Annotated in this window: 22 protein-coding genes; 9 read left to right on the forward strand and 13 right to left on the reverse strand. The window is 64.0% G+C overall.

What is annotated here, in order from left to right:
- Positions 1-136 precede the first annotated feature (136 nt).
- A complete protein-coding gene (locus BHD05_RS12110) occupies positions 137-910 on the reverse strand; it encodes a hypothetical protein (protein ID WP_161887521.1) in 774 nt (257 codons plus the stop codon).
- Between the two features lie 87 nt (positions 911-997).
- Between BHD05_RS12110 and BHD05_RS12115 the strand changes: the two genes are divergently transcribed.
- Complete coding sequence (locus tag BHD05_RS12115) at positions 998-3010, forward strand: DUF262 domain-containing protein (RefSeq protein WP_161886659.1); 2013 nt, start codon at positions 998-1000, stop codon at positions 3008-3010.
- Between the two features lie 100 nt (positions 3011-3110).
- On the opposite strand, the gene BHD05_RS12120 is transcribed toward BHD05_RS12115, so the two are convergent.
- From BHD05_RS12120 to BHD05_RS12150, 7 genes are all read right to left on the reverse strand, one after another.
- Positions 3111-4022: an NAD(P)-dependent oxidoreductase gene (locus BHD05_RS12120; RefSeq protein ID WP_161886660.1), complete on the reverse strand. Its 912-nt coding sequence runs from the start codon at positions 4020-4022 to the stop codon at positions 3111-3113.
- Positions 4019-4669, reverse strand: a complete 651-nt coding sequence (locus BHD05_RS12125; RefSeq protein WP_161886661.1) for a DAK2 domain-containing protein — start codon at positions 4667-4669, stop codon at positions 4019-4021. The genes BHD05_RS12120 and BHD05_RS12125 overlap by 4 nt, the downstream gene beginning before the upstream one ends.
- A 7-nt stretch (positions 4670-4676) precedes the next feature.
- On the reverse strand, positions 4677-5678 hold the full coding sequence (locus BHD05_RS12130) for a dihydroxyacetone kinase subunit DhaK (protein ID WP_161886662.1): 1002 nt from the start codon (positions 5676-5678) through the stop codon (positions 4677-4679).
- Positions 5679-5697: 19 nt separating this feature from the next.
- Positions 5698-6831: an ABC transporter permease gene (locus BHD05_RS12135; protein ID WP_236966529.1), complete on the reverse strand. Its 1134-nt coding sequence runs from the start codon at positions 6829-6831 to the stop codon at positions 5698-5700.
- On the reverse strand, positions 6828-7874 hold the full coding sequence (locus tag BHD05_RS12140; protein WP_161886663.1) for an ABC transporter permease: 1047 nt from the start codon (positions 7872-7874) through the stop codon (positions 6828-6830). The genes BHD05_RS12135 and BHD05_RS12140 overlap by 4 nt, the downstream gene beginning before the upstream one ends.
- A complete protein-coding gene (locus BHD05_RS12145; RefSeq protein ID WP_161886664.1) occupies positions 7874-9388 on the reverse strand; it encodes a sugar ABC transporter ATP-binding protein in 1515 nt (504 codons plus the stop codon). Before BHD05_RS12145 ends, BHD05_RS12140 begins: the two co-directional genes overlap by 1 nt.
- A 72-nt stretch (positions 9389-9460) precedes the next feature.
- Entirely contained in the window at positions 9461-10495 is a 1035-nt protein-coding gene (locus tag BHD05_RS12150) for an autoinducer 2 ABC transporter substrate-binding protein (protein WP_161886665.1), read from the reverse strand.
- A gap of 383 nt (positions 10496-10878) precedes the next feature.
- On the opposite strand from BHD05_RS12150, the gene BHD05_RS12155 reads away from it, so the two are divergent.
- Positions 10879-11628: a DeoR/GlpR family DNA-binding transcription regulator gene (locus tag BHD05_RS12155; RefSeq protein WP_161886666.1), complete on the forward strand. Its 750-nt coding sequence runs from the start codon at positions 10879-10881 to the stop codon at positions 11626-11628.
- 169 nt (positions 11629-11797) lie between these two features.
- On the opposite strand, the gene BHD05_RS15955 is transcribed toward BHD05_RS12155, so the two are convergent.
- Together BHD05_RS15955 and BHD05_RS12165 are read right to left on the reverse strand one after the other, a co-directional pair.
- Positions 11798-13429: a DUF3179 domain-containing (seleno)protein gene (locus tag BHD05_RS15955; protein ID WP_236966530.1), complete on the reverse strand. Its 1632-nt coding sequence runs from the start codon at positions 13427-13429 to the stop codon at positions 11798-11800.
- A 6-nt stretch (positions 13430-13435) separates the two neighbouring features.
- Positions 13436-13861, reverse strand: a complete 426-nt coding sequence (locus BHD05_RS12165; RefSeq protein WP_161886667.1) for a thioredoxin domain-containing protein — start codon at positions 13859-13861, stop codon at positions 13436-13438.
- Positions 13862-14051: 190 nt separating this feature from the next.
- Between BHD05_RS12165 and BHD05_RS12170 the strand changes: the two genes are divergently transcribed.
- A complete protein-coding gene (locus BHD05_RS12170; protein WP_161886668.1) occupies positions 14052-14441 on the forward strand; it encodes an ArsR/SmtB family transcription factor in 390 nt (129 codons plus the stop codon).
- Entirely contained in the window at positions 14434-15720 is a 1287-nt protein-coding gene (locus BHD05_RS12175; protein ID WP_161886669.1) for an MFS transporter, read from the forward strand. The genes BHD05_RS12170 and BHD05_RS12175 overlap by 8 nt, the downstream gene beginning before the upstream one ends.
- Before the next feature lie 14 nt (positions 15721-15734).
- Here BHD05_RS12175 and BHD05_RS12180 read toward each other — a convergent pair whose 3' ends face one another.
- The 3 genes from BHD05_RS12180 to BHD05_RS12190 form a co-directional block, all read right to left on the reverse strand.
- Complete coding sequence (locus BHD05_RS12180; protein ID WP_161887524.1) at positions 15735-16631, reverse strand: glucose 1-dehydrogenase; 897 nt, start codon at positions 16629-16631, stop codon at positions 15735-15737.
- Positions 16632-16816: 185 nt separating this feature from the next.
- The gene (locus BHD05_RS12185) at positions 16817-17860 is read right to left on the reverse strand and encodes a CNNM domain-containing protein (protein ID WP_161886670.1); all 1044 of its coding nucleotides are present in this window, start codon (positions 17858-17860) and stop codon (positions 16817-16819) included.
- Positions 17857-19242, reverse strand: a complete 1386-nt coding sequence (locus BHD05_RS12190; protein ID WP_161886671.1) for a hemolysin family protein — start codon at positions 19240-19242, stop codon at positions 17857-17859. Before BHD05_RS12190 ends, BHD05_RS12185 begins: the two co-directional genes overlap by 4 nt.
- A 225-nt stretch (positions 19243-19467) precedes the next feature.
- Here BHD05_RS12190 and BHD05_RS12195 point away from each other — a divergent pair, with 225 nt between their 5' ends.
- From BHD05_RS12195 to BHD05_RS12215, 5 genes are all read left to right on the forward strand, one after another.
- Entirely contained in the window at positions 19468-20754 is a 1287-nt protein-coding gene (locus tag BHD05_RS12195; protein ID WP_161886672.1) for an APC family permease, read from the forward strand.
- Positions 20755-21016: 262 nt separating this feature from the next.
- On the forward strand, positions 21017-22282 hold the full coding sequence (locus BHD05_RS12200; protein ID WP_161886673.1) for an ROK family transcriptional regulator: 1266 nt from the start codon (positions 21017-21019) through the stop codon (positions 22280-22282).
- The gene (locus tag BHD05_RS12205) at positions 22279-23250 is read left to right on the forward strand and encodes a carbohydrate ABC transporter permease (RefSeq protein WP_161886674.1); all 972 of its coding nucleotides are present in this window, start codon (positions 22279-22281) and stop codon (positions 23248-23250) included. Before BHD05_RS12200 ends, BHD05_RS12205 begins: the two co-directional genes overlap by 4 nt.
- Positions 23243-24055 carry a carbohydrate ABC transporter permease gene (locus BHD05_RS12210; protein ID WP_161886675.1) on the forward strand — a complete coding sequence of 271 codons (813 nt, stop codon included), beginning with the start codon at positions 23243-23245 and terminating at the stop codon, positions 24053-24055. The genes BHD05_RS12205 and BHD05_RS12210 overlap by 8 nt, the downstream gene beginning before the upstream one ends.
- A 40-nt stretch (positions 24056-24095) precedes the next feature.
- A complete protein-coding gene (locus tag BHD05_RS12215) occupies positions 24096-25355 on the forward strand; it encodes an ABC transporter substrate-binding protein (protein WP_161886676.1) in 1260 nt (419 codons plus the stop codon).
- Positions 25356-25381 lie beyond the last annotated feature (26 nt).

The raw sequence follows: 25381 nt of genomic DNA on the forward strand, positions 1-25381 counted from the left end.
AGGACACCTGCCCGGCCCGGTACGTATCGCCTCATCCACATGACGGGGTTCCAAACGCGAACGAGGGTCCACACAAAACGCCCTCCCGGAGGAGGGCGTTCCGTGAAGCTGGTCTAACCAGCGCCGATCGCGAGGATCAGGCCTCGCTCATCGCCGTCTTCTCGGCCTGGCCCTTGGCGGCGTAGTACGCGGCACGGGCCGCGATGCGACGCGTCTGCTCGGCCTGTCCGGCATCCAGAACGTCCTGCGCCACCTCGACGTTGGGCACCCGGCTCACACCGTTGTGCTTCGCGATGTAGGCGTCGAGCTGGGGCCCCGACTCCCACGAGGTGATCAGGCAATAGCGCGGGTCGGCGCCGAGGTGGGTGGCGGCGTGCCAGAGCCGCTGAGTGTCGATGATCAGCTGGGCGCCGGCCGGCAGCGCAATGCGGTACTCGACGCTCGGGTCGGTGCGGTTCTCCCGCAGCACGAAGTAGCTGGTCTGGTCGTCGGTGAGGTTGAAGAAGCCGCGCACGACCCAGCCGGTGCCATCGGGGTTCAGCCGGTTGTTGTCGTCCTGGTGCAGGTTGTAGAGGCAGTCCGCGTAGGTGTTCGGCAGCAGCTCGATGACCCGGCAGCGGCCGACGTTGGAGCCCGGCTCCTGGGCGCGACGAGTGAGGTTCGGTGCCGTCTCGACCTGCGAGTCGATCCACACGCCGTCCTTGTCGGTGCGCGGCGGCTTGTGGTTCCAGAATCCGTTGACCTCGATCTCGCCGAATGCGCTGGCGAGCGGAGCGAAGCGGGTCTCGCCGGAGGACTTCCAGTCGACATACTCGATGTCGAGCCACTCCTTCGGGTCGAGCTCCTGGTTGTAGCGGTCGAGTACCACGTAGCCGGTCTCGTCGAGTGCAGCAGATTTGATGTAACCCATGATCGAGATCATGTCCTTTCGTCAGGGGCCAGCACGTTTTAACAGGCCCAACTTAGGTAAGCCTACCTTCGGATACAGTTGGTCAACATGGCCACTGCCACCAACATCACTGCGACCGCGGTCAACACGATTCGCTGGCTCTCCGCCGCGGACACCACCATCGTGGTGCCCGTCTATCAACGCCAGTACCGCTGGGACATCGGCGGATGCGAGCAGCTGCTCGCCGACATCCGCGCCGTCGCCGACTCGGACGACCTGCACCGGCACTTCATCGGCTCGATCCTCTCCGCCGGGAGCACGGCATCCGAGGAGCTCGTGCTCATTGACGGCCAGCAGCGCATCACCACGCTCATGCTGCTGATCGCGGCGTTGCACCACACCGTTCAGGGCCAGCAATTCGGCGATCACGCGCTCGCCACCGAACTGGAGCAGGTGCTCGTGCTTGCTGGCGACGGCAGCCGAACCAAGCTCCGCCCGCATCGGGCCTGGGCCGACGTCTTCGAGAGCGTCGTGCTCGGCCGACGGCTGGCCGGCGACGAGCTGCGCGACTCGCGCTTCGATGACAACTACGCCTTCTTCCGCAGCCAGGTTCCCGCCGAGGAGGTGCCGCGCATCTGGGCGGGACTGCAGCGGCTCGAGCACGTGGCCATCACCCTCGGCGCAGACGCCAACGCCCAGCAGATCTTCGAGAGCCTCAACTCCACCGGCGAGCCACTCCGCGACCACGAGCTCATCCACAACTACGTGCTCATGGGCCTGTCGCATGCCGAGCAGACCGAGATCGAGGCGTCCTTCTGGCTGCCGATCGAGCAGAACACCGGGGGGTCCATCGCCAACTTCTGGCGCCACTACCTGGTCATGACGACCGGCCGCGAGATCGACGTCAGCGGCGGACGCGGGGTGTACGACGCGTTCCGGCACGAGTTCCCGCGCCTCGACCTCGAGACGCTTCGCACGCTTGCCGCAGAATGGGCCGCATACTCGGCGGTGTACCGAATCCTCCTCGAGCCGGCGCTCGAGCCGGACGCTGAGCTGGCCCGGCAACTCGGCTACGTCAACACCGTCGGGCGGGGCATGTACCCGCTCGTGATGCGCGCCTACCGCGACTACTCGCGCCGCATGATGGACCGGGATGCCCTGATCAGCGCATTGGAGCAGATCCAGTCGCTGCTGCTGCGCAGGACCGTGGTCGGCCTCAGCAACGACCGGCTCGTGGCGCGCCTCTGCCGCGCCCGGGACGAGGGGCCTGCGAGCCTCGACGCCGCGATCGCCCGGATCACCCCGTCGGATGCACGCGTGCGGGTGGAACTCAAATACGGCGCGCTCCCCCACGCCGCCTACGTTCTCGGTCGCCTCTCCGGTGTCGACAGCCTGGCCGAGCTCGACGTCGAGCACATCTTTCCGCTTGGACCCGGTGACGCGTGGAGCGGCGATGGGGTGCGGGAGTGGGCCGACTACAGCGACGACGAGCAAAACAGCCATCGGGCGCTCGCCGACTCGCTCGGAAACCTCACCCTGCTCGAGGAGTCGTTCGCCGAGCGCGCCGCCGACGCCTCGTTCCCAGAGAAGCGCACCGCCATCTACGCGCGGAGCGCGATCCCCTCGACCCGCGAGCTCGCTGACTCTCCCGCCTGGGGCACCGCCGCGATCGCCGAGCGCACCGGGCGTCTCACGGCCGACTTTTTGGCGATCTGGGCACGCTCGACGGCCGCCGGCATCGACGACGACGGGCTCACCCCGATCCTCGACGCCCAACGGCGGCGCGGCTGGCCGCGCGGCTGGGAGCGGGAATTCGAGTACGTCGAGTACCGCGGCGAGCACTGGGAAGTCCCCGACATCAAGTACCTGTTCAACCGCATCTTCAGCCGGCTCTGGGCCGACGACGGCGACAAGGTCACCGCGTTCAGCGCCAGGCGCGGCGGGCCCATCTTCGAGGCGCGGGCTTGGAACGGCCACTGGGATGCTCTCGACGAGGCCCACTTTCTCTATATGGGCTGGGACTCGAAGTACATGCTCACCGCGGTGCAGGGCGTGCTCGAGGAGACCGGACTCGCCTCCGAGGTATTTGTGAAGTACTCGTATATCGGGGCGGCGATGTAGCGAGGGGTGGTATCGGCTCCAAGGGGCGCGAACCAGATGATCTAATCCGTGGTCCGCGCCCGCCTGAGTCGCCCTCGATGCCGTTGCGTCTAGCCGGCCGTTATTCCTGTCGCGCCGACGACTCCACGCGGGACAATGCCGCTCCGGACTCCGCGGCAATCGCCTTGATCAGCGCTGACGCGTTCTGCTCTGACCATCCAGCGTCCATTGCAGCATCCACATAGTGGGCCGCGGCCGACACACTAGGCACGGCCACACCGAGGCCCGACGCGAAGTCCTGGATGAGACGACTGTCCTTCTGCATCAGCTTGAGGGCGAATGATGGCGAATAGTCGTCAGCAAGCACCGCAGGTCCGACCCCATCGAAAATGGGCGAACGGAAGTCCGTGACCTTGAGCACCTCGAGCACCTTATGGAGGTCCAGACCAGCCTGAGCAGCCAGTGTCAGGGACTCCCCGAGGGCGAGAAGCTGCGATGCGACAACAAGATTACCGACCAGCTTCATGCGAACGCCCGAACCGCCTGGGCCCATGAGGTGAACAGTCTCGCTGATCGGCTCAAGTACCCCGAGCGCGTCGTCGAAAGTACCAGGATCGCCTCCGACCACAATCCACAGCCCACCGTTGTCGGCCTCGCCGCGTGAGCCGAAGACAGGAGCATCGAGGAAGCGAACTCCCTTCGCTTCAAGTGCCTCGCGCTCATCCGCGCTTGCCTCAGGGCTGATGGTCGACAAATCGATCACTATCGAGCCGCTGTCGACGACAGAGGCGAGGCCCCCCTCGGCGAGCACCACGGCGCGAACAGCGGCATCGTCGCTGAGGCAGTACATGACGACATCCGCGCCCTTCACCGCAAGCGCGATACTTGACGCCGAAGTTGCTCCCGCGGCGACTGCTTCTCCGACCGGAGCCTCAGACCGGTTCCAGACCGTGACCTGATGCCCGGCCGCGAGCAGGTTCTTCACCATTCCGATGCCCATTGTGCCGAGGCCAAGATATGCAATTTGTGTCATTTTGTCTGGTCTCCTATTTGGGCCGACGCCGCAAGCGCGTTCGCCGACTTCCACGACTGCAAGAACCTCAGGAAAGCGGTTGCGCCCGGATCTTGCAGCCCGATGCTGCGCTCCTGCAGCCACGACGCCCTACCGCGGCGGGATTGGAGTTCTTTCGAAACGATGACCCCGCGCTCAGCAGCGCTGATTGCCGAATCGAGCGCAATTTCGCTCGAGCCAGTTTCAAGCAGCGCCTCCGCTGCGGGAAACATTGCGTCGAGGATTGTCTTGTCACCGACCTGTGACTTGCCGCGCTGGCTGATCGACTCCGCCGCCGCAAGAGCGAATCGCCCGACTTGGTCGCCGACCACCGTTGGTGAATCACCCCAGACGCGCGAGCCCGCGAGTAGTGCACCGGCGACCAGCGCCGCCATGGTCGACGGATTTGCGTTCGCGAACGCCTTCGCGCACGCCAACACGACTTCGGTTGGCGTGGCGCTCGTCGGAAGAGCTTCCAATGCCTCGATGACAGCGGCCGCTCCCAGCGACACTGTGATGCCCAGGTCCCCGTCTCCGAGAGCTTGGTCGAGATCGCCGAGCTCTTCTGAGTAGGTGGTGAACTCGCCGAGACAATTGCGAATCGCGATGCTTACTTCGTTTCCGTTCATGAGTGACTCACGCTTCCTTGAAGAATGGGGATTCGGCCGGCGCGTTGAGGAGGGCAAGCCTCTCATCATTCAGCGCAAGCAGAGAGATGGATGCTCCGGCCATTTCGAGGCTCGTTGCATACTCCCCGACATAGTTTTTGTCGATTGTGATTCCTTGCTCGCTGAGCAGCTGGTGCACACGGCGAAAGAGGAGGTAGAGCTCCTCGAGTGGAGTAGCGCCCATGCCGTTCACGAGCACAGCCACGTGGTCACCCGAGCCGATAGCAAGATCGGTTACGAGTCGTTCGGTAAGTCGTTCCGCAATCCGGTCCGCCGTCTCGAGGGCGCCACGATGGAATCCGGGCTCGCCGTGAATGCCGATTCCCACCTCCATTTCGCCGTCTTCGAGTTCGAAGCTCGGCTTTGCTGTTGTGGGCAAGATCGTCGGCGAAAGGCCGATTCCCATCGTCGCGGTGTTATCGATGATGTCCTCCGCGACAGCGGTGACCTGCTCGAGTGAGTCGCCTCGCTCTGCAGCAGCACCTGCCGCCTTGAATGCGAACATGATCCCGGCAACGCCGCGGCGGTCCCCGGAACGTTCCTTGGGCTGGCTGGCCACGTCATCTCGCCCGACAGCTGTCTTGGTGGGAATTCCCTCGAGCTCCGCCATGTCCGCCGCGAGATCGAAGTTGAATACGTCGCCGCCGTAGTTGCCGTAGAGGTAGAGCACCCCGGCTCCTCCGTTCACGGCTTTTGTCGCCTCCAAGACCTGAGAAGACGAGGGGGATGAGAAGACGTTTCCGATGGCCACTCCATCGCACAGACCGCGCCCGACATATCCCTTGAACAGCGGGAGGTGCCCGGATCCGCCGCCTGTGACGATGCCGACTTTGCCCGCGACAGGAGCGTCTGCACGCACCAACACTCGCCGATCATCCGCAGGGTTCTTGAGGAGATCGGGGTGAGCTAACAGGATTCCCTCGACAAATTCGTCGACGAATGAGGCGGGTTCGTTAATGATTTTTTTCATATCTTGGTCCTTTTCCGGATCAGGGTCGTAGGAGTACTGCCTCGGAGGAGGCCGCAGCGTCGTGCGGTGGATTTTTCTTCTTCGGTCGTTTCGTTCGCGATGACGACACAGAGTCGAGAATCATTACTGTGATCAAGATCACGCCTTGGGCGATGGCGTACTCATACGACGAAAGCCGAATTGCGGTGAACCCGCTCGACACCACCTGCAGCGTGAGAGTAGCCAGCACGACCCCGGAAACTGACGCGAAGCCACCAGTGGGCTTCGTCCCTCCAAGCACGGCGATGACGATGACCAGAAGGACGTAAGACGAGCCGTAGTCAGCCGACGCCGTTGGGTTTCGTGCCAAAAACAGCACTCCCGCGAGCCCGGCAAGTAGCCCGCCGAGGGTGTAGGTCTTCAGGAGCACGGACCGTCGCGGAATCGCCGAATACTGCGCCGCTACAGGGTTGGCACCTTCCAGCTGAATCATGCGACCTAACGCAGTTCGGTTCATGAGGACGGCAACGAGGATGGCAACTGCCAGGAAGATAATGAAGAGCAGTGGCGCATTGGCAACAGCCGCCTGGCCGATTGCTCCGAGCATTGTCGGCGCACCGTATAGGGTCGATCCTCCAGTCCAGACGATCGCAATTCCGTTGTAGATCTGCATCGTCGCGAGGGTTGCCAGGATCGGCGTGATCCCCACGACGCTGACAAGGAATCCGTTGAACGCTCCGCCGAGCATTCCGACTGCCATTCCGGCGAGCACGATGAGGATTCCGAGATTGTTTGCGAGGTCGGGGTCGCTTGCTGCGATCGCGGTGTGCAACGTCGAGATGGTGATTGCCGAGAAATTGGCTATGGCCACAAGTGACAGATCGATTCCACCGGTGAGCATGACGACCATCATTGCGATTGAAATGATGCCGATCTCTGGTGCAGCAACAGCGATGTTCTGAAGGTTAATCGGGCTCAGGAAGACTCGCGGGTTGAGGACGGTGAACAGAGTGACCGCCAGCAACAGCGCGACAACCATTCGCCCGGCACCCTGGTGTGCGCCCGTTCGCCGCACGAACTGGCTCGTCCAGCCTCCAAGTTGGTCGTTGAACTGTCGCAGCGATTGTGCGTTCGTCGTAGGCGGCTCGTTGCGCACCTTCGTGTTGCGGCTCATGATCCCACCTTCTGTTCTTGCTTCTGCGCGGTGTCGAGATCCTCGATCACACGCATCCGCCGGGAATTCCTCCGGGCTGCAATCGCCTGAATGCCGACACCGAGAACGAGCAAGACACCGACCGCGGTACGCAGCCACGCGCTCGGCACCCCCACCAGTAGGAGGCTGTTCTTGATCACTTGGATCAAAAGCACGCCCAGTACCGTGCCGATTACCGAACCGCGGCCGCCGAAGATCGATGCACCACCGAGCACCACAGCAGCGATGATGTCCAGTTCGCCGCCGACCAGGTCGCGCGGATTCGCACTTCGGCTGAGGACGATGTGGATGACTCCTGCGATCGCCGCGAGGGCGCCAACCAGAACGTACACAGACACCTGAGTGCGTTTGACCAGGAATCCGGCTCGGCGCGCTGCCTCCAGATCGCCGCCCATAGCGTAGAGCGAGCGGCCGAACATGGTGCGCTTCAGGACCCAGGCGACAAGCACGCAGAGCAGCAGAACGGGCACGACCAACACATGTAAGTAGGCACGCCCTGCACTCGTCGTGACGTCGAGCAGATTGCTGGTGGCGAGAGCCGCCATCGACCCCGGCAGCTCGGCGTAGTAGCTGGCTCCGACCCAGGTGTACATCGCTCCGAAGAACACACCCTGGGTGCCGAGCGTCACGATTAACGTGGGCAGGTTGAACTGGGCGATGACTATGCCGTTGACGAGCCCCAAGGCGGCGCCGACCGCGATCGCGATCGCGAAGATCCCTGGCAGGCCGGGATCAAAGCCCGCGTTGAGGCAAAATGACACCGTGGCGTAGCCCGCGAAGATCGCGATCGCGGCAAAGGAGACGTCGATCCCGCCCGTGATCACTACGATCAGAACGCCGAGGGCAAATACCACCGGAACAATTGAGCTTCGCAAGATAGAGAACCCGGTGTTAAGGGTAAAGAAGCTGGGGTTGGCGATTGACATCGCCACTATCAGGCCGACCAGCACAAGCGCGAGCACGCCCTCGTTGTTTGAACCTCGCAGACTTCGCAGCGCACCCATCAGGCTGACATCCGCTCTTGAATCGTATCCACGGTGATCTGATCTCCCTCGAGGGTGTGGGTCAGGCGCCCCTGCTTGATAACGAGGACCCGGTGGCACGACGCGACGAGCTCTGGCGCGTCATCGGAGATGACAATCACCGACATGCCCTTCGCCGCTTCGACGCGCAGCAACTCCAGAATCTCCTCTTTGGAACCAATATCCACACCCACAGTTGGCCCGTTGAGCATGAGCACGGTCGGTGCGGTTGCCAACCATTTCGCAAGGACCACGCGCTGAGCGTTTCCGCCCGAGAGTGTGCGAACCGGCGACTGTGCGTTCGGCGCATTGATTTTCAAGCCCACGAAGTACCGCTTGATCGTGTCGGCGATCCCAGCGCGATTGAGTGTGCCCCATCGAGTCCGATGCGATTCGAGTGAGGCCGCAACTATGTTGTCCGCGATCGACTTTTCGAGGAACAGGCCCTGCGACAGGCGGTCCTCTGGGACATATCCGATTCCAGCTGACACGGCATCCTGGATCGTGCGAATCGGCACAAGCTCACCGGCGACGCGAATTTCGCCCTCGTCAGCGGGGGTAACCCCAAAAAGGGACTCGGCGATCTCGGTGCGACCCGACCCAAGCAGACCTGTCACACCAAGGATTTCCCCGCGGCGTAGTGCAAAGGAAACATCACGGTACGCGCCGGCAAGGGAGAGATTGGTTACTTCGAGAGCGAGAGGCGCAGTCGAGTCGAGGACGCTCACTACCCGCGATTCATCGACTTCGCGACCCGTCATGTGGTGCGAAATCGAACGCTGATCGAATTCGGAGGTCAGCCCGCTCACGACCTGGCGCCCCGATCGCATGATGGTGAGCCTCTGGGAGATGGCGAGCACCTCTTCAAGCTTGTGGGACACAAACATTAAGGCGACGCCCCGCTCGCGAAGGCGCTCCACGAGTGCGAAAAGCCGCCTCACTTCGGTGTGGGTGAGGGCAGTGGTCGGCTCATCCATGATTATCGCGCGCGCATCGTTGACGAGCGCACGGCAGATCGCGGTGAGTTGCTTGTCGGCCACCGATAGGTCGCCTACCTCGCGATCGAGGTCGAGGTCTAGTTCAAGTTCCCGCAGAATCGCCTCGGCCCTTGGCCTGACCGACCCTGGGGAGTAGAGACGCCGCCCGCTCGCTACTTCCGCGGTCAGCACGATGTTCTCAGCCACTGTCAGATTGGGAAAGAGCGAGAAGTCTTGGTAGATGACCTGGATGCCGCTCTGGATAGCAGCATGGGCGTTGATCTGGCCGTGCGAGACACCGTCGATGACAATCTGTCCCGAGTCGGGTCGCTCCGCGCCCGAGATGATTTTGATGAGAGTTGACTTGCCGCAGCCGTTCTCCCCTGCGAGGCAGTGCACTTCGCCTGGGATCAGTTCGATCGAAACGTCGACAAGGGCGGGAACTCCGCCGAAGCTCTTGGAGATTCCCCGTGCGGAGACAAAGGGTGATGGCAACTGGGAAATGGGCGTGGAAGTCATGAGATTACCTTTCCAACTCGAGCATCGGGGCGCGCACCAGTCGGATACGCGCCCCGAGCCGAACTCGATTGCCTAGAAGTCGTACCCTGCAGCCGTCTCGGCATCAGCAGCGACCGAAGCAGCCCCAACGAAGACGTTGTCGTAGCCATCCAGCTTCTTGAGCGAGGTGTAACCCTCTACGCCGAGGTCGGTGCCTTCCTCGATGGTGCCGCCCTCAGCCAGAATCAGTGCGATAGCGAGCTGCGCCTCACCTGCGAGAGCGGGGTCCCAGAAGAAGATCTTGTCGATGGAGCCATCGGCAAGGTACTGGTTTGCCACGGAGGGGATGGACGTGCCCATCACGCAAACCTGATCCTCGAGGCCCGCCTCCTGCACTGCACGAGCGATGCCGGGAACGTCATTTCCGGCGGACCCCTGGAATCCGGCGATGTTCGGGTACTTGGCAAGGACTTCCTTGGCACGCTCGTATGCGGTGCCCTGGTCGTCGGTGCTCTCGATTGGAGTCTCAACGCGCGTCATGTCGGGGAAGTTCGCGGTCTGATTCTCATAGGCCGCGCCGACCCACTCCATGTGCGTCTGTGCTGTCAGTCCGCCAACGAATTGGACATACTCACCCGTTCCGCCCATGCAGTCCGCCAGGTTGTCCATGATCTCTGAGCCGTACGACGCGTTGTCGAAGGCCTCGATGTCGATGTCGACGTTGTCGATACCAGTCGCCTCGTGGGAAACGACGATGATTCCCTGGTCTCGCGCCTGCTTGAGTACCGACGAGAGAGCCTCGGGCGAGTTGGGCACCACGGTGATCGCTGTGGGCTTCTGCGCGATGAGGTCCTGAACGATCTGGACCTGCTTCTCCGGACTGACGTCATCTGCGCCCTCCTGGCGAGCGTCAACACCAGTCCTGTCAGCGAAGGACTGGACGCCGACTGCCATGCGCTGGAACCACGGGATGGTCTGGGCCTTGACGACCGTCACCATGACCATTTCCTCGGACGACTCCGCGCTGTCCGGCTCGCCTGCGATCGTGCCTACTGACGTACAGCCGGTGAGGGCGAGTGACGCTCCCAAGAGCAGTGCTGTGCCCCTGAGGGCGTGCTTGCGATTCATTCCGTTTACTCCTTTGTGAACGTGTCGCGGCCGAGGCCACGATTGGTGCAGCACACTTAGGGATGCGCGCTATGGGATGAAATTATCTGCAATATGCACAGAATGTCAAGCGATAATGCGCAGCCATTGCGCATAAATGAGCATGACACCGCGCATTACTGGCCTATTGCTCGCGAAGTGGCCTGCCACTCCTCGTCTTGACGGCTCCGATTACGCTCGAACCGGAGCACTAGCGCGGCGATATCGGCGTTTCGACCTGCGACATCCCCAGCGCACGGCAGTACGCCGATGCGCACTTTCGCGCAGTATTTTTGCAATCTGACCACTGCCGGCGCTAGCCTCCAGTTAGTACAGGTTCAACGCTGAGCAGGGGAGGTAGACGCGTGTCACGACAGGCAGAGATCGTTGAGGCCCTCAAGGACCAGGGTTTCCAGTCCGTTAATGCGCTCGCTGCACGCTTCGCTGTGACCGCATCGACCATCCGGCGCGACCTCGAACGACTCGAGGCGATGGATCTCGTCCAGCGAACTCATGGAGGTGCGATCCCGGTCAAGCAATCGGAAACACCGCATCAGTTCAAAGAAGAGTTGCACCTCGCGGAGAAGTCCGCCATTGGCAAGGCGATGGCCGAGCGAATTCTTGAAGGTCAGACCGTTCTGCTGGACGGAGGCACCACGACTCTGGAGGTTGCGCGTCACCTGACACGACGCCGCCTTACCGTGGTGACTAACGACCTCCGCGTTGCAATGGAGATCGCTCAGCGGCGTTCGGCGCACCTAGTCTTCATTGGCGGAGAATTGCTGCCCGACATCTACACGACCTGGGGCCCGGCAGCAGGTCTGCAACTCGAGAACTTGCGAGTTGACGTGGCCATTTTCGGCGCGGACACCGTCTGCGACGATGGGCTCTATCACACGAGCAGCTACGAAGTTGAGCTCAAGAGGCTAATGCGTTCGATCGCTAAGGAAGCCTTCTTTGTCGCGGACAGCTCCAAGTTCGGCCGCGAGGCGCTCTTCAAAGTACTAGAGGTCGACGACTTCACAGCCGGGATTACCGATGACCTGCTAGACCCGATACGCGCCTCGCAGTTTCCGATCCCGATAATCCAGGTGGGCACACATACCGCTCAATAACAGTCGGCCCGCGGTCAGGGCGAACGCCGTCGGCGACAGTCGCCATCTTCGAGGTCCCCGCCGTCGGTGAATCCGAACGTCGCGTATCTCGTCGTGAACTTCTCCCCGCGCTGGACGAGCGTGCTCCTCCGGGGCTCAGCCCGCCGCACTCCAGTCAGCACCCACCCTCTTATCCCGCGGGATCGAAGACCACGCCGTCGTCGTTCTGAACTGCCCAGCTGAACCACATCTCGAAGTAGAAGGGGATCTCGGTGCCGTCCGCCCCGCTGATCACCAGTTCGCCGTCCGTCTTGCTGAGGGCAACCCGCTCTCCGTCGACATCCGTCTCGTAGCGGCGCCCGTTCTCGAGGGCGAGCCACGGGGCCGCCACCCGCGTTTCGTTGACCGTGAAGGCGACGAAGATCTCCTTGGCCTGGTACCGCTCATCGACCTCGCTCGGGCTGAAGTAGAAGCCCCCGCTCTCGTCGTACCCCGCGTAGGGGTTGCGGGAGTAGTCGCGCGCATAGCCGGTGTCGTCACTCTGGATCACTGCCTCGGGATACAGCTCCTTGATCTCCCCGACGGTCAACAACTGGAACGGGTGCAGCTCGAGCTCGTGAGGGTAGTGCTGCCCAGCGAGCGCCATGCCCGTGCTCTGCTGCCAGAGTGTCTCGGTCACACGATCGAACATGATCATGTTGCTCTCGAGGAGGCCACCGCTGACACCGAAGGTGGTTGCTTCGCCGCCCGGCAGCATCCGCTCGAATACGACGGCGCTGCCGCACAGCGGGCAGAACGTGACGGCGATCGGGGTGCCGTCAATCGTGTCGTTCACGATCTCGTGCCACACCAGGATGTTGTAGGGGTAGGCCTTCACCTCGGTATCACCGACCACCAGCAGCGCCTGCACGTCGTCGGGGTTGCTGAACTCCGCGACCGGTACAAAGCTCGGGTCGTCGATCGCCGGAATGCCGTCTTTCGGGGGGCCTCCGCTCAGCGCCTGCCCGATCGCGGGATCAGCCTTCGACCAGTCCGTGTCGGGGAACGACTGCCGCAGGAAGCTCGGTATCTCGGCCTCCGCGGCATCCGGCGGCTCGTTCTCTCCCACCGAATCGAGGAAGCCCTGCTCGAGCACCACCGCACCGAGCAGACCACGGTCGATCAGCCAGGCCTCGATAGTCCTGATCGTGCCGGTGGCGATCAGCAGGCCCACGATGACGAGGAACACACCGAGGCCCCGGCGAAACTTGCCCTCGGGGTCGGTGGCCCAGCCGAGCCGCCTGGTGACCGAGCGCCCACCCATCGCCACCGCGAGCATGACCGCGCTCAAACCGAGCGTGTACGCGATGATGTTCGCGATGCCCTCACCGGTGTCGGCCGGGAGCACAACCGCGAGGATGAGCCCGTAGGTCGGGCTACAGCTGGTAAACACCGGCCCGAGCGAGAGGCCGAGCAGCACACTGCGCGCCGTGCCGGTCTTGTTCGCCGAGCGATCGGCGAGAGTTCCGGCCGCCGACTGCAGCCCCACCCTGCTCGAGATGGTGTCCCAGATTTTCGGGAATGCCAGAGAGGCGCCGATGAAGGCGACCAGGCTGCCTGACACGATCAGCCACACATTGCTCGGCACGCCGAGCAGGGCCGTGGTCGCCTTGATGAGCAGGGTGAAGACCACGACGGAGACCGCGAGGCTGCCGATCACGATGTAGGGCGCACGCTTGCTCCCGGCCGCCGAGCCCGCGAGGACCACGGGCAGCAGCGGCAGTACACAGGGCGAGAGAACGGTCAGCACCCCCGCGAGCAGCGACAGTGGCAGAAGTTCCATGGCCGACTAGACCAACGAGTCGAGCAACTCGCCGAGGGTTCGGGTGAGGTGCCACTGTTCGATGGCGTCCCCGTTCGAATCCACCTGAACAAGGGTGTGTTGAAGGGTGACGCCGTATCTCTGCTTCAGATCGGTGGCGGTGTCGAAGTCGACGAGGAGTATCTGCACGTCGTCGGGGATGCTGTCGGCATTGGCCGTGATGTCGTCCGCGAGCAGCTTGCAGGTGGAGCACCAGGTGGCATGGAAGAACAGCACCACCGTCGCGTCAGTAGTCGCCGACGACACCGCCTCCGGCGTGTACTCCTGAAACGCGGCGGACGAGCCGACAGCGGTCACGGGCGCCGGGTCCGTCGTGGTCGACTGCGCGAGCAGGATGGCACCAGCGGCGACAGCGACGCCTGCCACGACGATGATGGGTGTTCGCTTCTTCATACTTGTCTCCCGTGTCCAAAAAATTGTAAGCAGTGCCACGGCCACTGTTGTGTGTTCTGGGACACAGTTGGGGGCAACTTCTCGGTAATCGTGACTGGCAGCAGCTCGGATGCCGGATGCCATGACCGCCCCTCGCCCGGCGGCGGTCTGCCCGTGTCGATCCCCGGCGGTACCGTGCAACAATCTGCATATGAATGCAGATACGCGAATTTGCGGCTTGTCCCCTGACAGCCAGTACGTCGAGCTTGCCGTTGAGGTCTTCTCGATGCTGGCTGACGCGACTCGGGTTCGCATCATCCTCGCCCTCCGCGACCAAGAACTGTCGGTAAACCAACTGGCCGATGCCGTCGACAAGCCACCCGCCGCGGTCTCGCAGCACCTCGCAAAGCTGCGGCTCGCCAGGATCGTTGCGACGCGCCACGAGGGGAATCGAGTGTTTTACCGGCTTGCGAACGAGCACGCCCGGCAGCTGGTCGCAGACGCAATTTTCCAGGCCGAGCACGCCCTCGACATCCACCCGGCACACCACCGGGCCGAGCATCCGTCTTCCGCGACCGGCGGGACCATCGCCAATGCTTAGGGTCCTTCGCAACAGCGCCTACGCGAAGCTGTTCAGCGCCCAGATTGTCGCACTGCTTGGAACGGGTCTGCTGACCGTTGCGCTCGGGCTGCTCGCGTTCGACATCGCCGGTGGCGACGCCGGCATCGTGCTCGGCACGGCGCTCACCATCAAAATGTTGGCGTATGTGGGCCTCGCTCCGGTGATCGCCGCGGTGACCAGCCACGTGCCACGGAAAGTGCTGCTCGTCGCTGCGGATGTGCTCCGCGCCGCGATCGCGATCAGCCTTCCCTTCGTCACAGAGGTCTGGCAGATCTACGTTCTGATCTTCGTGCTCCAGTCCGCATCGGCGACCTTCACCCCCGCGTTTCAAGCCGTGATCCCGGAGATCCTGCGGGATGAGCGGGACTACACCCGCGCGCTCTCGTTGTCGCGGCTTGCCTACGACACCGAAGCCCTCGTCAGTCCGTTCCTGGCCGCGGTGTTGCTCACCGTGATCAATTACCACAACCTGTTCGTCGGCACGTTCGTCGGGTTCGTTGGCTCGGCGATTCTGGTGCTTTCGACTACCTTCCCCGCAATGAGGCAGGCTGCGCCGACCCCGTTCGCGGAGCGACTCACTCGCGGCGCCAGAGTCTTCTGGTGCACCCCCGCATTGCGCAGCCTCCTCGCCATGAACCTCGTCGTCGCGTCGGCGACGGCCATGGTGATCGTGAACACCGTCGTACTGGTGCAGGGAGACCTCGGCCGACCCCAAACGGACGTCGCTCTACTGCTTGCCGCCTACGGCGCTGGGTCGATGACCGTGGCGCTCGCCCTCCCCGCGGTGCTGGATGCGTTGCCCGACCGAGCCGTCATGCTCGGCGGCGCGGGTGCACTGCCAATCGGGCTCATTGCCGTCGCGATAGCGACCTCATTGCCGACGACCACAGCGAGTTGGGTGGCTCTCATGACGACCTGGCTCTACCTCGGTGCTGCCACCGCCCTGATCCTGACGCCGTCGGCCCGGCTGTTGCGGCGCGCATCGAACGACACGAACCGGCCAGCCGTGTTCACCGCGCAGTTCTCCCTCTCGCACGCCTGCTTCATCGTCACCTACCCCGCGGCCGGCATCCTCGGGGCGCTCATCGGCCTCCCGTCGACGGCATTGGTTCTCGCCGGCATCGCCGCGATCGCGGCCACGATCGCGGCGATTGCGTGGACGCCCCACGATCGCGGCGATCGCGTGGACGCCCCGCGATCGCGCCGACTCCCTCGAGCCGACGGCAGCAATCGGGCCGTAGGGGACGCCAGGCCGTGAATGACCTGGCGCACCTACGGTGTCGGCATTCCCCCGTTGACGTTGAGCGTCTCACCGACCACGTAGCTGGACTCGCCCGACGCGAGGAACACGTACGCCGGCGCAAGCTCCGCCGGCTGGCCGGGGCGGCCGAGCGGGGTCGCCTCGCCGAACTCCGGCAGCGCCTCGGTCGGCTGACCGCCCGCAGTCTGCAGCGGGGTCCAGATCGGTCCGGGGGCCACCGCGTTGACGCGGATTCCCTTGGGGGCAAGCTGTTGCGCCAGCGCCTTCGTGAAGGCGTTGATCGTCGCCTTGGTCGAGGCATAGTCGACAAGGCTCTCCGAGGGGGAATAGGCCTGGATCGACGTCGTGTTGATGATCGTCGAGCCGGCCCCCAGGTGCGGCAGCGCCGCCTTGGTGAGCCAGAACATTGCGTAGACGTTGGTCTTGAAGGTCTCGTCGAACTGCTCGTCGGTCAGATCGGCGAGGTCGGCGACCGTCTGCTGCTTGCCTGCGTTGTTCACGAGGATGTCGAGGCCGCCGAGTTCTTTCACGGCGATGGCGATCAGCTCGCGGCAGAACGCGGCGTCGGTGAGGTCGCCCGGGAGCGCGACGGCCTTCTGCCCGGCGGCCTCGATGAGGGCCACGACCTTCTGAGCATCCTTCTCCTCCTCGGGAAGGTATGACACGGCGACATCCGCCCCCTCTCTGGCGTAGGCGATCGCGACGGCCGCGCCGATGCCGGAGTCCCCACCGGTGACGAGAGCCTTGCGGCCAGCGAGACGGCCGAGCCCCCGGTAGGACTTCTCACCGTGGTCGGCGGTGTCGTTCAGGGCGGAGTCGAGGCCGGGGCCCGCCTGATACTGGGCGCTCGGGTTGATGTCGGCGTACTTCTTGGAGGGGTCTTCGAAGGCGTACTGGTCGGAAGCGATGATTCGTGCCTTTCGTCGGGGGGCGGATGTCTGGCAGCCGGTTGGTTCGGCGCCAGCAGGGTATCCAGCCTAGGAGCGTGCGAGCTGGGCGGTCCGTGTATTCGCTCTGGGGGTAGCGACGAGTGGGGCCGTCGTGTAGTGAGCCTCCATGATCGCGAGAAACGTCGACCGAGTTCTGTGAGGCCTTATCCAGCAAGGGTGGACGCACGCTCCTCCGGGTCAGGAAGCACACGCCTGAGAACATCGGCGAGCGTCACGATACCGACGAATCGCTCGCCCTCCCTGACCACCGCAAACTGCTCGCCGGCCTCACGTAAGCGCGCGAGTGCCTCGTGAACCGGGGTGCCGACAGCGATCACGAAGGCGGTGCGAGCCAGCTCGCGAGCCGGACGCGCGGCCGGTTCGAGAAGCGTGTCGCGCACGTGCACAACGCCGGGCAGCGAGCCCGCGAGCTCCGGGTCGGCTGCGACGAGAATGCGCATGTGGCCTGACCGGGACGCAGCGGTCTGCACCTCGGCGACACTGGCGCCGGACGGGACCGCCGTCGGCTCGCTGTCCGAGGCGATGAGCTGCTCGACGTGCATTGTTTCAAGCTCGATGACACTCGAGATCTGAGAACGGAACGACGACCCCAGCGACCCCACGCTGGCGGAGTGCTCTACGAGGTGACGGATCGTCTCGGCATTGAGCCCGCCGACAGCGGCGCTCTCAACCGGCTGCACCCCGGTCGCGGCGACGAGGCGGTTAGCGATGCTGTTGACCCAGCTGAGCAGTGGGCGGAACAACCACACGAAGGCGCGCGAGGGAATTCCGATGAGAATGGCCGAGCGCTCAGGGTGCGAGATGGCCCACGACTTCGGTGCCATCTCCCCGACCACGAGGTGCAAGAAGGTGACCAGCAGCAGCGAAAGCGCGAAGGCAGCGCCGCCGGCCGCCCACGAAGGCGTCCCCCACGACTCGAATATCGGGCCCAGCCATCGGTCGACCGCGGGCTTGGTCACGGCGCCGAGCGCGAACGTGGCTGCGGTGATGCCGAGCTGAGCGCCGGCGAGCATCAGGGTTAGTTCGTTCACGCCGCGCAGGGCTGCCCTCGCCGAGCGGCTCGTCGCCGCCGATTCTTCGAGGCGGTGACGCCGTGCGCCCAGCAGGGAGAACTCGATGACCACGAAGAACGCGCTGAGGGCAATGAGAAGCACGGTCACGATAATGATCACCCAGGGATTGCTCATCGCTCGACCTCCTTGTCGGTCTCGGGCGCGACGGCGACCTCAACCAAGCTCACCCGCACCTTGCTCGGCACGTGACGATCGACCCCGAGAATGTCGACATCGAGCATGCGTCGAGTCGGTTCATCGAGAACCAGGTCGGCGGGGTCGATGGGAAGAGCGATCCGCACCCTCTCTCCCACCAGGGGCAGCGCACCGCGCTCGGCGATGAGGAGCCCCGCCACGGTCTCGAAGTCGCCGCGGGGCAGGTCGTGACCGATGGCGCGCTCGGCCTCATCGACGTGCACATCGCCGCCCATCAGCCACACGTTGTCGCCGTCGGGCTGAAGAACTGAGGTTGCGGCGTCGTCGTGCTCGTCGGTGATCTCGCCGACGAGCTCTTCAGCGAGGTCTTCGATGGTGAGCACGCCCGCGAAGCCGCCGTACTCGTCGATAACACAGGCGAGTTCGTTGCGGGTGCGCGTGAGCTGGGCCAGGGCATCCGGCAGCCTCATGAGAGTCGGTACGACCATCGGCGGCCTCATGATCTGCGTCACTGGCGCGTTGTCATCGACCCCGCCGCGGAGCAGATCAGCGAGTTGCGCGACGCCCACCGGCTCACCGCGAGCATCGATGACCGGATATCTGGTGTGGGCCTTCGCCATGAGGATGCGTAGCTCCCCCACCGTCGTCTCCGGCCGCACGGTATCGACGTGCGCGCGCGGAATCATCGCGTGCTCGACATCGCGGTGCGGAAAGTCGAGGATGCGGTCCAGCAGGTAGGACAGTTCGTCGGGCAGGTCGCCGCTCTCGCGCGAGTCCGAGACGATGCGTTCGAGGTCCTCGGCGGTCGCGCTCGTGTCGACGTCATGCACCGGCTCGATGCGCAGCGTGCGCAGCAGCAGATTGGCGGCGCGGTCGAAGACCGTGATGAGCCAGCCGAACGCGGTCAAATAGATCGTCGTCGACCTCGCGAGCCCTTTGGCGAGAGGTTCGGGGTTGGCGATGGCGTAGTTCTTCGGGAACAGCTCGCCGAAGATCATCTGCACGATCGTCGAGGCCACAAGCGCAAGCAGTGTTCCGACCGTGATGCTCACCGCGGCAGGAATCCCGACTCCCCCGAGCAGAACTCCGAGGGACTGACCGACGAGCGGTTCTGCGACGAACCCGACGAGCAGACCCGTCACGGTGATTCCGAGCTGCGCACCCGAGAGCATGAACGAGGTGCGGCGCGTCACGGCGAGCGCGCGCTTCGCCGATTTGTCGCCCGAATCGGCCTGTGCGGAGAGCTTTCGGCGGTCGACCGACATGTAGGCGAATTCTTGGGCGACGAAGTATCCGTTTGCCGCGATGATCACCAGAATCACCAGAATGCCCAGAAGCAGCGTGAGCACCTCGCCGATCATTGGCTGCCTACTGAGAGCGTTTCGCGATCACAACAATGGTCGGGGTCAGAAGATGACCCTGTAGAACTGGTCGTGTGGTCCACGTGGGTGGCGATGCCTCCTGTTTAGATGTTTGAGGAGGAGCTTACAACGAGCGGCTGGCGAGATACTTAATGCTCTGCGGAACGGCAAACCGACAGATCACCCCACCAAGCAGCGGCACACCGCCAACTGAGGACACGAGCAATGGCCGAACGCACTGACAAGATCACCCTCGCTGGCTCGATATCGCTCGGCACCGGGGTGATGATCGGCGCGGGGATCTTCGCTCTCGTCGGCCAGGTTGCCGGGTTCGCCGGCGACTGGTTCCCGCTCGCGTTCTTACTCGGAGCCATCGTCGCCGGAGTTAGCTCTTACTCCTACACCCGCTACTCCAGCGAGAACCCGTCGTCGGGCGGTATCGCGATGCTGTTGAAGGATGCGTATGGTCCGGGCGTGGCTGCGGGCTCGTTCTCGCTGTTCATGTACGTGTCGATGGTGGTCGCCGAGAGCCTGCTGGCACGCACGTTCGGCACCTACCTGCTGCGTCCCTTCGGTCTGCAGGACTCGGCGATTCTCGTGCCTGTACTGGGTGTTGCGGCCATCGTCGGAGCGGCCGTGGTGAACCTCCTCGGCAACAAGCTCGTCGAAGGCTCGGCGACCACGACAGCGGTGCTGAAGATCCTCGGTATCGCCGTACTCGCAATGGCCGGACTGATCGGAACCGCCGTATCCGGCAATGGGTTCTTCGCCGAAGCATCCGGGGACTCGTTCGATGTGTTCGGCCTGCTCGCCGGGACCACCCTGTGCGTGCTCGCCTACAAGGGCTTCACGACCATCACCAATCAGGGTGATGACATCCAGGATCCGAAGAAGAACATTGCGCGGTCGATCGTCATCTCCCTGCTCATCTGCACCGTGCTTTATCTGCTGATCACGGTGTCGGTCGAGTCGAGCATCGGAGCGAAAGGGGCGGTCGACGCCCGCGACTACGCACTCGCGCAAGCGGCCGAGCCGCTCTTCGGTGCCTGGGGCGTCGGAATCACCGTCGCCATCGCCGTCGTCGCGACACTTTCGGGCCTCCTCGCGAGCCTGTACTCCGTGTCGCGCCTTTACGCGATGTTGCAAGAGATGCGACAGGCGCCGTCACTGCCGAACAAGGTCACACACCAGCCGATGATCATCACCGCCGGCCTGGCCATCGTGGCCACTGCATTTCTGGATCTCAGCCAGATCGCCTCAATGGGAGCGTTCCTCTACCTCGCCATGGACATCGCCGTGCAATGGGGCGTCATCCGCCATCTGCGCGCAAAGATCGACGCGAAGCCCTGGCTTCCGGCGCTCACAATCGCCCTCGACCTCGCGATCCTCATCCCCTTCACCATCTTGAAAGTGCAGAACGATACCCTCACCGTCATCGTTGCCGCATCGGTTGCCGCAGCCATCGTCATCGCGCAGGTCATCACGATGCGTGTGCGTGCCCGGCAGGAGTAAATCGCTCGGAGCGCACCCGGACCACGAATCGACTGGGAACTTGCCCCGATTCCAGTAGTGGACGTGCGGCATGTTCCGCGTAAACCGGCACTTCGCAATCTCTTAGTTCACGACTGTATAAAGATGACTCACAACCGGGTTCAATTGGCCGCGTCAATCGCGAGTTCTCTGCAATTTGGGCAATAAACCTACGTCTTCTGGCGATTGAAGCTTGCGCAAACAGCCGAAGTATGTTTATTTAGTCCTGAACAAAGGTGTTGATATGAGTACTCGAATCTCCCGTGCAGCCGATGTGCGACGGTCGGCGATTCTCGCCAGACTCGGCGCGCAGGGCTCTGCGTCGCGAGCCGAACTCGCCCGCGCGCTCGACGTCTCCCCTGCGCTCGTCACCCAGCTCACCCGCGCGCTCCTGACCGACGGTCTCATCGTCGAGCTTGAGACGTCGTCGTCTCAGGGCGGCCGCCCCGGACGCCTGCTTGGACTCGCATCCGCCGCGGGTCACTCCATAGGCGTGAAGATCGCCGCCGACCACGTCGCGTTCGTCGAGGCCGGCATCGACGGTTCCGTTATCCGCAGTGCAATCGAGCCGTTCGACGCAACCTCGCCCGACGCCATCGGATCCCTCGTTGGTTTGCTGCGCCGGTTCATCGAGGGTGACAGCGAAGGACCCATCCTCGGCATCGGCGTCGGCCTGCCGGGAACGGTCGACGACCAGGGCGAGGGAATCGTCGAGTCGACCCAACTCGGCTGGCACGGCGTGAAGCTCGGGGCGGCGCTCCGCGACGCGCTCGCGCTGCCCGTGCTGATCGACAACAACGTCACCGCACTCAGCATGGCTGAGCTGCTCTACGGAGAAGGCCGCACGGTTTCCTCGTTCCTCGTCGTCACCGTCGGCACCGGCATCGGGAGCGGCATCGTCTTCGACGGTGCAGTGATGCGCGGGCACGCGGGCGGGGCGGGCGAGATCGGCCACATCCCCACCGTTGAGAACGGCCCGCTCTGCCAGTGCGGCAACCACGGGTGCCTCGAGGCGATCATCGGCGAGTCTGCCCTCGTGGCGCAGGCGCGCGAGCTCGGCGTGATCGGACGACTCTCGGGAATGGCGTCCCTTCTGGCCGAGGCGAACGCGGGCAACCCTGTCGCGCAGAAGTTGTTCGGCGATGCCGGGCACCTCCTCGGGCGCGCTCTCGCCGGCGTCGTGAACCTGCTCGACCCCGCGGTCGTGCTCCTCCTCGGCGAGGGGATGCCTGCATGGCCGCACTGGGCCTTTGGCTTCGAGCCGTCCTTCCGCGCCTCACTAATCCCCGCCAAGCGCAACCTCGACGTGATCGTCGAGTCCTGGCAGGATGACCGCTGGGCACAGGGAGCCGCCGCGCTCGTGCTCGCCACCCCGTTCGACGCCACGGGGATTGCGGGCGACCAGGGCGAGCTCGTGCGGAAGCGACTCAATGCCTTGATGACCGACGACTCCGCATCGGGACTCGACGCTGCAAACGCCATCATCGACGGATCGGCGGCGAACGCATGACCGCCCTCCACACGCCGCCCACCTCCACGATCGCTCCGGGGGTGCCGTCCGTCGCCGCGAAGGCGAAGCTCCGTGCTCCGAACCGGTCCCCCCGCAGCTCCCGGCTGCGATACACGCTCGTCGTGCTCGCGTTCCTGCTCCCGAGCGCGATTCCGCTCGTGATGTTCACACTTGCCCCCATGTTCGGAGCCCTCTGGGTGAGTCTGCATGAGTGGAACCTCATCGGGAAGATGGAGTGGGTGGGGTTTGCAAACTACGCCTCCCTCGCCGTCGACCCCGACACCCACCGCGCGTTCCTGAACACCATCTACTACATCGTGGGGTACCTGCCGCTTGTCTACGTCGGCGGGCTGATGATCGCCCTCGCCCTCAATTCACAGATGCCCGCGCGCGCCTTCCTTCGCGGAATCTACTTCCTCCCCGTCGTCACCAGCTGGATTGTCGTCGCGCTGGTCTGGCGCTGGCTGCTCAACCCCGAGTACGGGGTCGTGAACTACGTGCTCGGGCTCGTCGGCATCGATGGACCCGGCTGGTGGACCGACCCGCAGTGGGCGATGCCGTCGATCATCCTCGCGTCGGCGTGGAAGGATCTCGGGTTCGTCATGGTGATTCTGCTCGCCGGCCTCCAGGCGATCCCCACCGACCTCTACGAAGCCGCGACCGTCGACGGGGCGGGGCGGTGGCGCCGACTTGTGTCCATCACGCTGCCGATGCTCTCACCGTCGACCTTCTTCGTGATCGTCATCTCGTTGATCAACGGGTTTCAGGTCTTCGATCAGGTGTACGCGATGACCGGGGGTGGGCCTGCGGGGGCCAGCCAGGTCGTCGTGCAACAGGTGTACGACCTGACCTTCCGCTATGGCCGGGCCGGTGAGGCATCCGCCCTCTCCTGGATGCTCTTCATCGTCGTTCTCGCCGTCACACTCATCCAAATCCGTGGCCAGAAGAAGTGGGTCAACTATGCGTAAGCGCTCAGCTGTCGCCCTCACGATCGTGGTCTCGATCGGTGCGCTGGCAATGTTCTTCCCCTTCCTCTGGACGATCATCACCTCGATCTCCAGCGGCGCCGGGCTCTCGGCATCGCCGCAGCTCATCCCGGATGACCCGTCTCTCTCGGCCTACGCCGAACTGTTCGACAACACCCCCTTCCTGCAGGTAATCGCCAACAGCCTCGGTCTCGCAATCGCGACGACAGTTGCCCAGCTCGCCACCAGTGCACTGGCCGCCTACGCCTTCAGCCGGCTCCCTTTTCGCGGCAGCAACCTCGTCTTCGCGATCTACCTGGCGACGATGATGATCCCCATCCAGGTGCTCATCGTTCCGCTGTTCATCGAGATCAAGATGCTCGGACTGCTCAACACCTACGTCGGGGTTCTGCTGCCCGGTCTCGCCTCGGCGTTCGGGGTGTTCCTGCTCCGCCAGGCCATGAACGCGGTTCCGCGCGAACTGGACGAGGCCGCAAAGATCGACGGTGCCGGCCACTTCCGCATCTTCGGCACGATCGTCATGCCACTCGTCGGCCCGGCTGTCGCGACCCTCACCGTGTTCGCGTTCATGAGCAGCTGGAACAGCTTTCTCTGGCCGCTCATCGTGCTCCGCACCCCCGAGCTACAGACCCTGCCCATCGCACTCGCGGGACTGCAGGGCCAATACACGACCCAGTGGGACGTGCTCATGGCCGGATCGGTCATCAGCGTGATCCCGATGGTGTTGATCTACATCTTTGCCCAGCGTTACGTGATCCAAGGCGTAGCAAACACCGGAATCAAATAGACCACAACACTGCACCACCAATCGAAGGAGATTACACAGCATGTCTCGCCTCACTCAGATCGCCGCGTTCAGCACTGCCGCAGCCGTCGCCGCCGCCCTCGCCGGATGCTCCGGCGGAGCATCCGGAACCGCCTCGGGAGATGGCGGCGGCGACGTCACCATCAGCTACTCCAACTTCATCTCCAACGGCGGCAACGAGGAGAACCTCGATGCCATCGTCGCCGCTTTCGAAGACGAGAACCCGGGCATCATCGTTGATGTCGCCACCCTCCCCTACGCCGACTACTTCACTACCCTGCAGACCGACCTCGCGGCCGGAACCCAAGCCGACGTGTTCGACATCGAATACGCGAACTTCGGCACCTACGTCGCCGACGGCGTCATCGCACCACTCGAGGATGTCGACACGAGCGTCTACCGCACCTCGCTCGCCGACGCGTACTCGTCCGACGGCGCGCAGTACGCGCTCCCGAGCTCCTTCTCCAACGTCGTGCTGTTCTACAACTCCGACCTGTTCGACGCGGCAGGGCTCGACTACCCGACCTCCGACTGGACCTGGGAAGACGAGAAAGTGGCCGCGGAGCAACTGACCGACGAGGCAGCCGGGGTGTACGGCGACTACCAGCCGATCAGCTACTACGAGTACTACAAGGCCGTCGCCCAGGCCGGCGGGGACTTCCTCGCCGACGACGGCATATCCGTCGCCTTCGACTCGCCGGAGGGCATCGCCGCCGCCGAGTGGCTCGTCGGCAAGAGCGGCACCGTGATGCCCACCCCCGAGCAGGGCGCCGGCACACCGGACTACGACAGCGGCCTCTTCCTCGACGGAAAGCTCGCCATGTGGCACTCGGGCATCTGGATGTTCGGCGCCCTCGCCGACGCCACCTTCAACTGGGACATCGCGGTCGAACCCGGAGACGCCCAGAAGGCGAGCGCACTCTTCTCCAACGCAGTCGCCGTGTCGTCGAGCTCCGACGAGAAGGAAGCCGCGCAGGCCTTCGCCGAGTTCCTCACCTCCTCGAGCACGATGGTCGAGACCCGTCTCGACGCCGGCTGGGAACTGCCGCCGGTCTCGGATGACTCACTGCTCGCCTCCTACCTCGGCAAGGGCGCCCCGGCGAACCGCCAGGCCGTGTTCGACGCCCTCGAGAACGTCGCGCTCCCGCCGATCGTCGCCGAGGGGCAGACGGAGATGCAGGACATCGTCTCGGAGGAGCTGACCGAGGCGGCCGCCGGCCGCAAGAGCGTCGAGGAGGCCGTCTCCTCCGCCGCAGAACGGGTCAACGCGGTCATCGGCTGACCCGCACCACACCCAATTCATCCATC

The sequence above is a fragment of the Marisediminicola antarctica genome, from assembly GCF_009930795.1.
Lineage (GTDB): Bacteria > Actinomycetota > Actinomycetes > Actinomycetales > Microbacteriaceae > Marisediminicola > Marisediminicola antarctica.

What these genes read in the sequence shown, in the direction of transcription:
- BHD05_RS12150 (WP_161886665.1), bottom strand. Translation starts at nt 10,495, where the DNA reads ATGAATCGCAAGCACGCCCTCAGGGGCACAGCACTGCTCTTGGGAGCG.
- BHD05_RS12165 (WP_161886667.1), bottom strand. Translation starts at nt 13,861, where the DNA reads ATGAAGAAGCGAACACCCATCATCGTCGTGGCAGGCGTCGCTGTCGCC.
- BHD05_RS12215 (WP_161886676.1), top strand. Translation starts at nt 24,096, where the DNA reads ATGTCTCGCCTCACTCAGATCGCCGCGTTCAGCACTGCCGCAGCCGTC.
- BHD05_RS12125 (WP_161886661.1), bottom strand. Translation starts at nt 4,669, where the DNA reads ATGAACGGAAACGAAGTAAGCATCGCGATTCGCAATTGTCTCGGCGAG.
- BHD05_RS12185 (WP_161886670.1), bottom strand. Translation starts at nt 17,860, where the DNA reads ATGAGCAATCCCTGGGTGATCATTATCGTGACCGTGCTTCTCATTGCC.
- BHD05_RS12110 (WP_161887521.1), bottom strand. Translation starts at nt 910, where the DNA reads ATGGGTTACATCAAATCTGCTGCACTCGACGAGACCGGCTACGTGGTA.
- BHD05_RS12170 (WP_161886668.1), top strand. Translation starts at nt 14,052, where the DNA reads ATGAATGCAGATACGCGAATTTGCGGCTTGTCCCCTGACAGCCAGTAC.
- BHD05_RS12190 (WP_161886671.1), bottom strand. Translation starts at nt 19,242, where the DNA reads ATGATCGGCGAGGTGCTCACGCTGCTTCTGGGCATTCTGGTGATTCTG.
- BHD05_RS12140 (WP_161886663.1), bottom strand. Translation starts at nt 7,874, where the DNA reads ATGGGTGCGCTGCGAAGTCTGCGAGGTTCAAACAACGAGGGCGTGCTC.
- BHD05_RS12175 (WP_161886669.1), top strand. Translation starts at nt 14,434, where the DNA reads ATGCTTAGGGTCCTTCGCAACAGCGCCTACGCGAAGCTGTTCAGCGCC.
- BHD05_RS12130 (WP_161886662.1), bottom strand. Translation starts at nt 5,678, where the DNA reads ATGAAAAAAATCATTAACGAACCCGCCTCATTCGTCGACGAATTTGTC.
- BHD05_RS12145 (WP_161886664.1), bottom strand. Translation starts at nt 9,388, where the DNA reads ATGACTTCCACGCCCATTTCCCAGTTGCCATCACCCTTTGTCTCCGCA.
- BHD05_RS12135 (WP_236966529.1), bottom strand. Translation starts at nt 6,831, where the DNA reads ATGAGCCGCAACACGAAGGTGCGCAACGAGCCGCCTACGACGAACGCA.
- BHD05_RS12120 (WP_161886660.1), bottom strand. Translation starts at nt 4,022, where the DNA reads ATGACACAAATTGCATATCTTGGCCTCGGCACAATGGGCATCGGAATG.
- BHD05_RS12210 (WP_161886675.1), top strand. Translation starts at nt 23,243, where the DNA reads ATGCGTAAGCGCTCAGCTGTCGCCCTCACGATCGTGGTCTCGATCGGT.
- BHD05_RS12195 (WP_161886672.1), top strand. Translation starts at nt 19,468, where the DNA reads ATGGCCGAACGCACTGACAAGATCACCCTCGCTGGCTCGATATCGCTC.
- BHD05_RS12205 (WP_161886674.1), top strand. Translation starts at nt 22,279, where the DNA reads ATGACCGCCCTCCACACGCCGCCCACCTCCACGATCGCTCCGGGGGTG.
- BHD05_RS12200 (WP_161886673.1), top strand. Translation starts at nt 21,017, where the DNA reads ATGAGTACTCGAATCTCCCGTGCAGCCGATGTGCGACGGTCGGCGATT.
- BHD05_RS12115 (WP_161886659.1), top strand. Translation starts at nt 998, where the DNA reads ATGGCCACTGCCACCAACATCACTGCGACCGCGGTCAACACGATTCGC.
- BHD05_RS15955 (WP_236966530.1), bottom strand. Translation starts at nt 13,429, where the DNA reads ATGGAACTTCTGCCACTGTCGCTGCTCGCGGGGGTGCTGACCGTTCTC.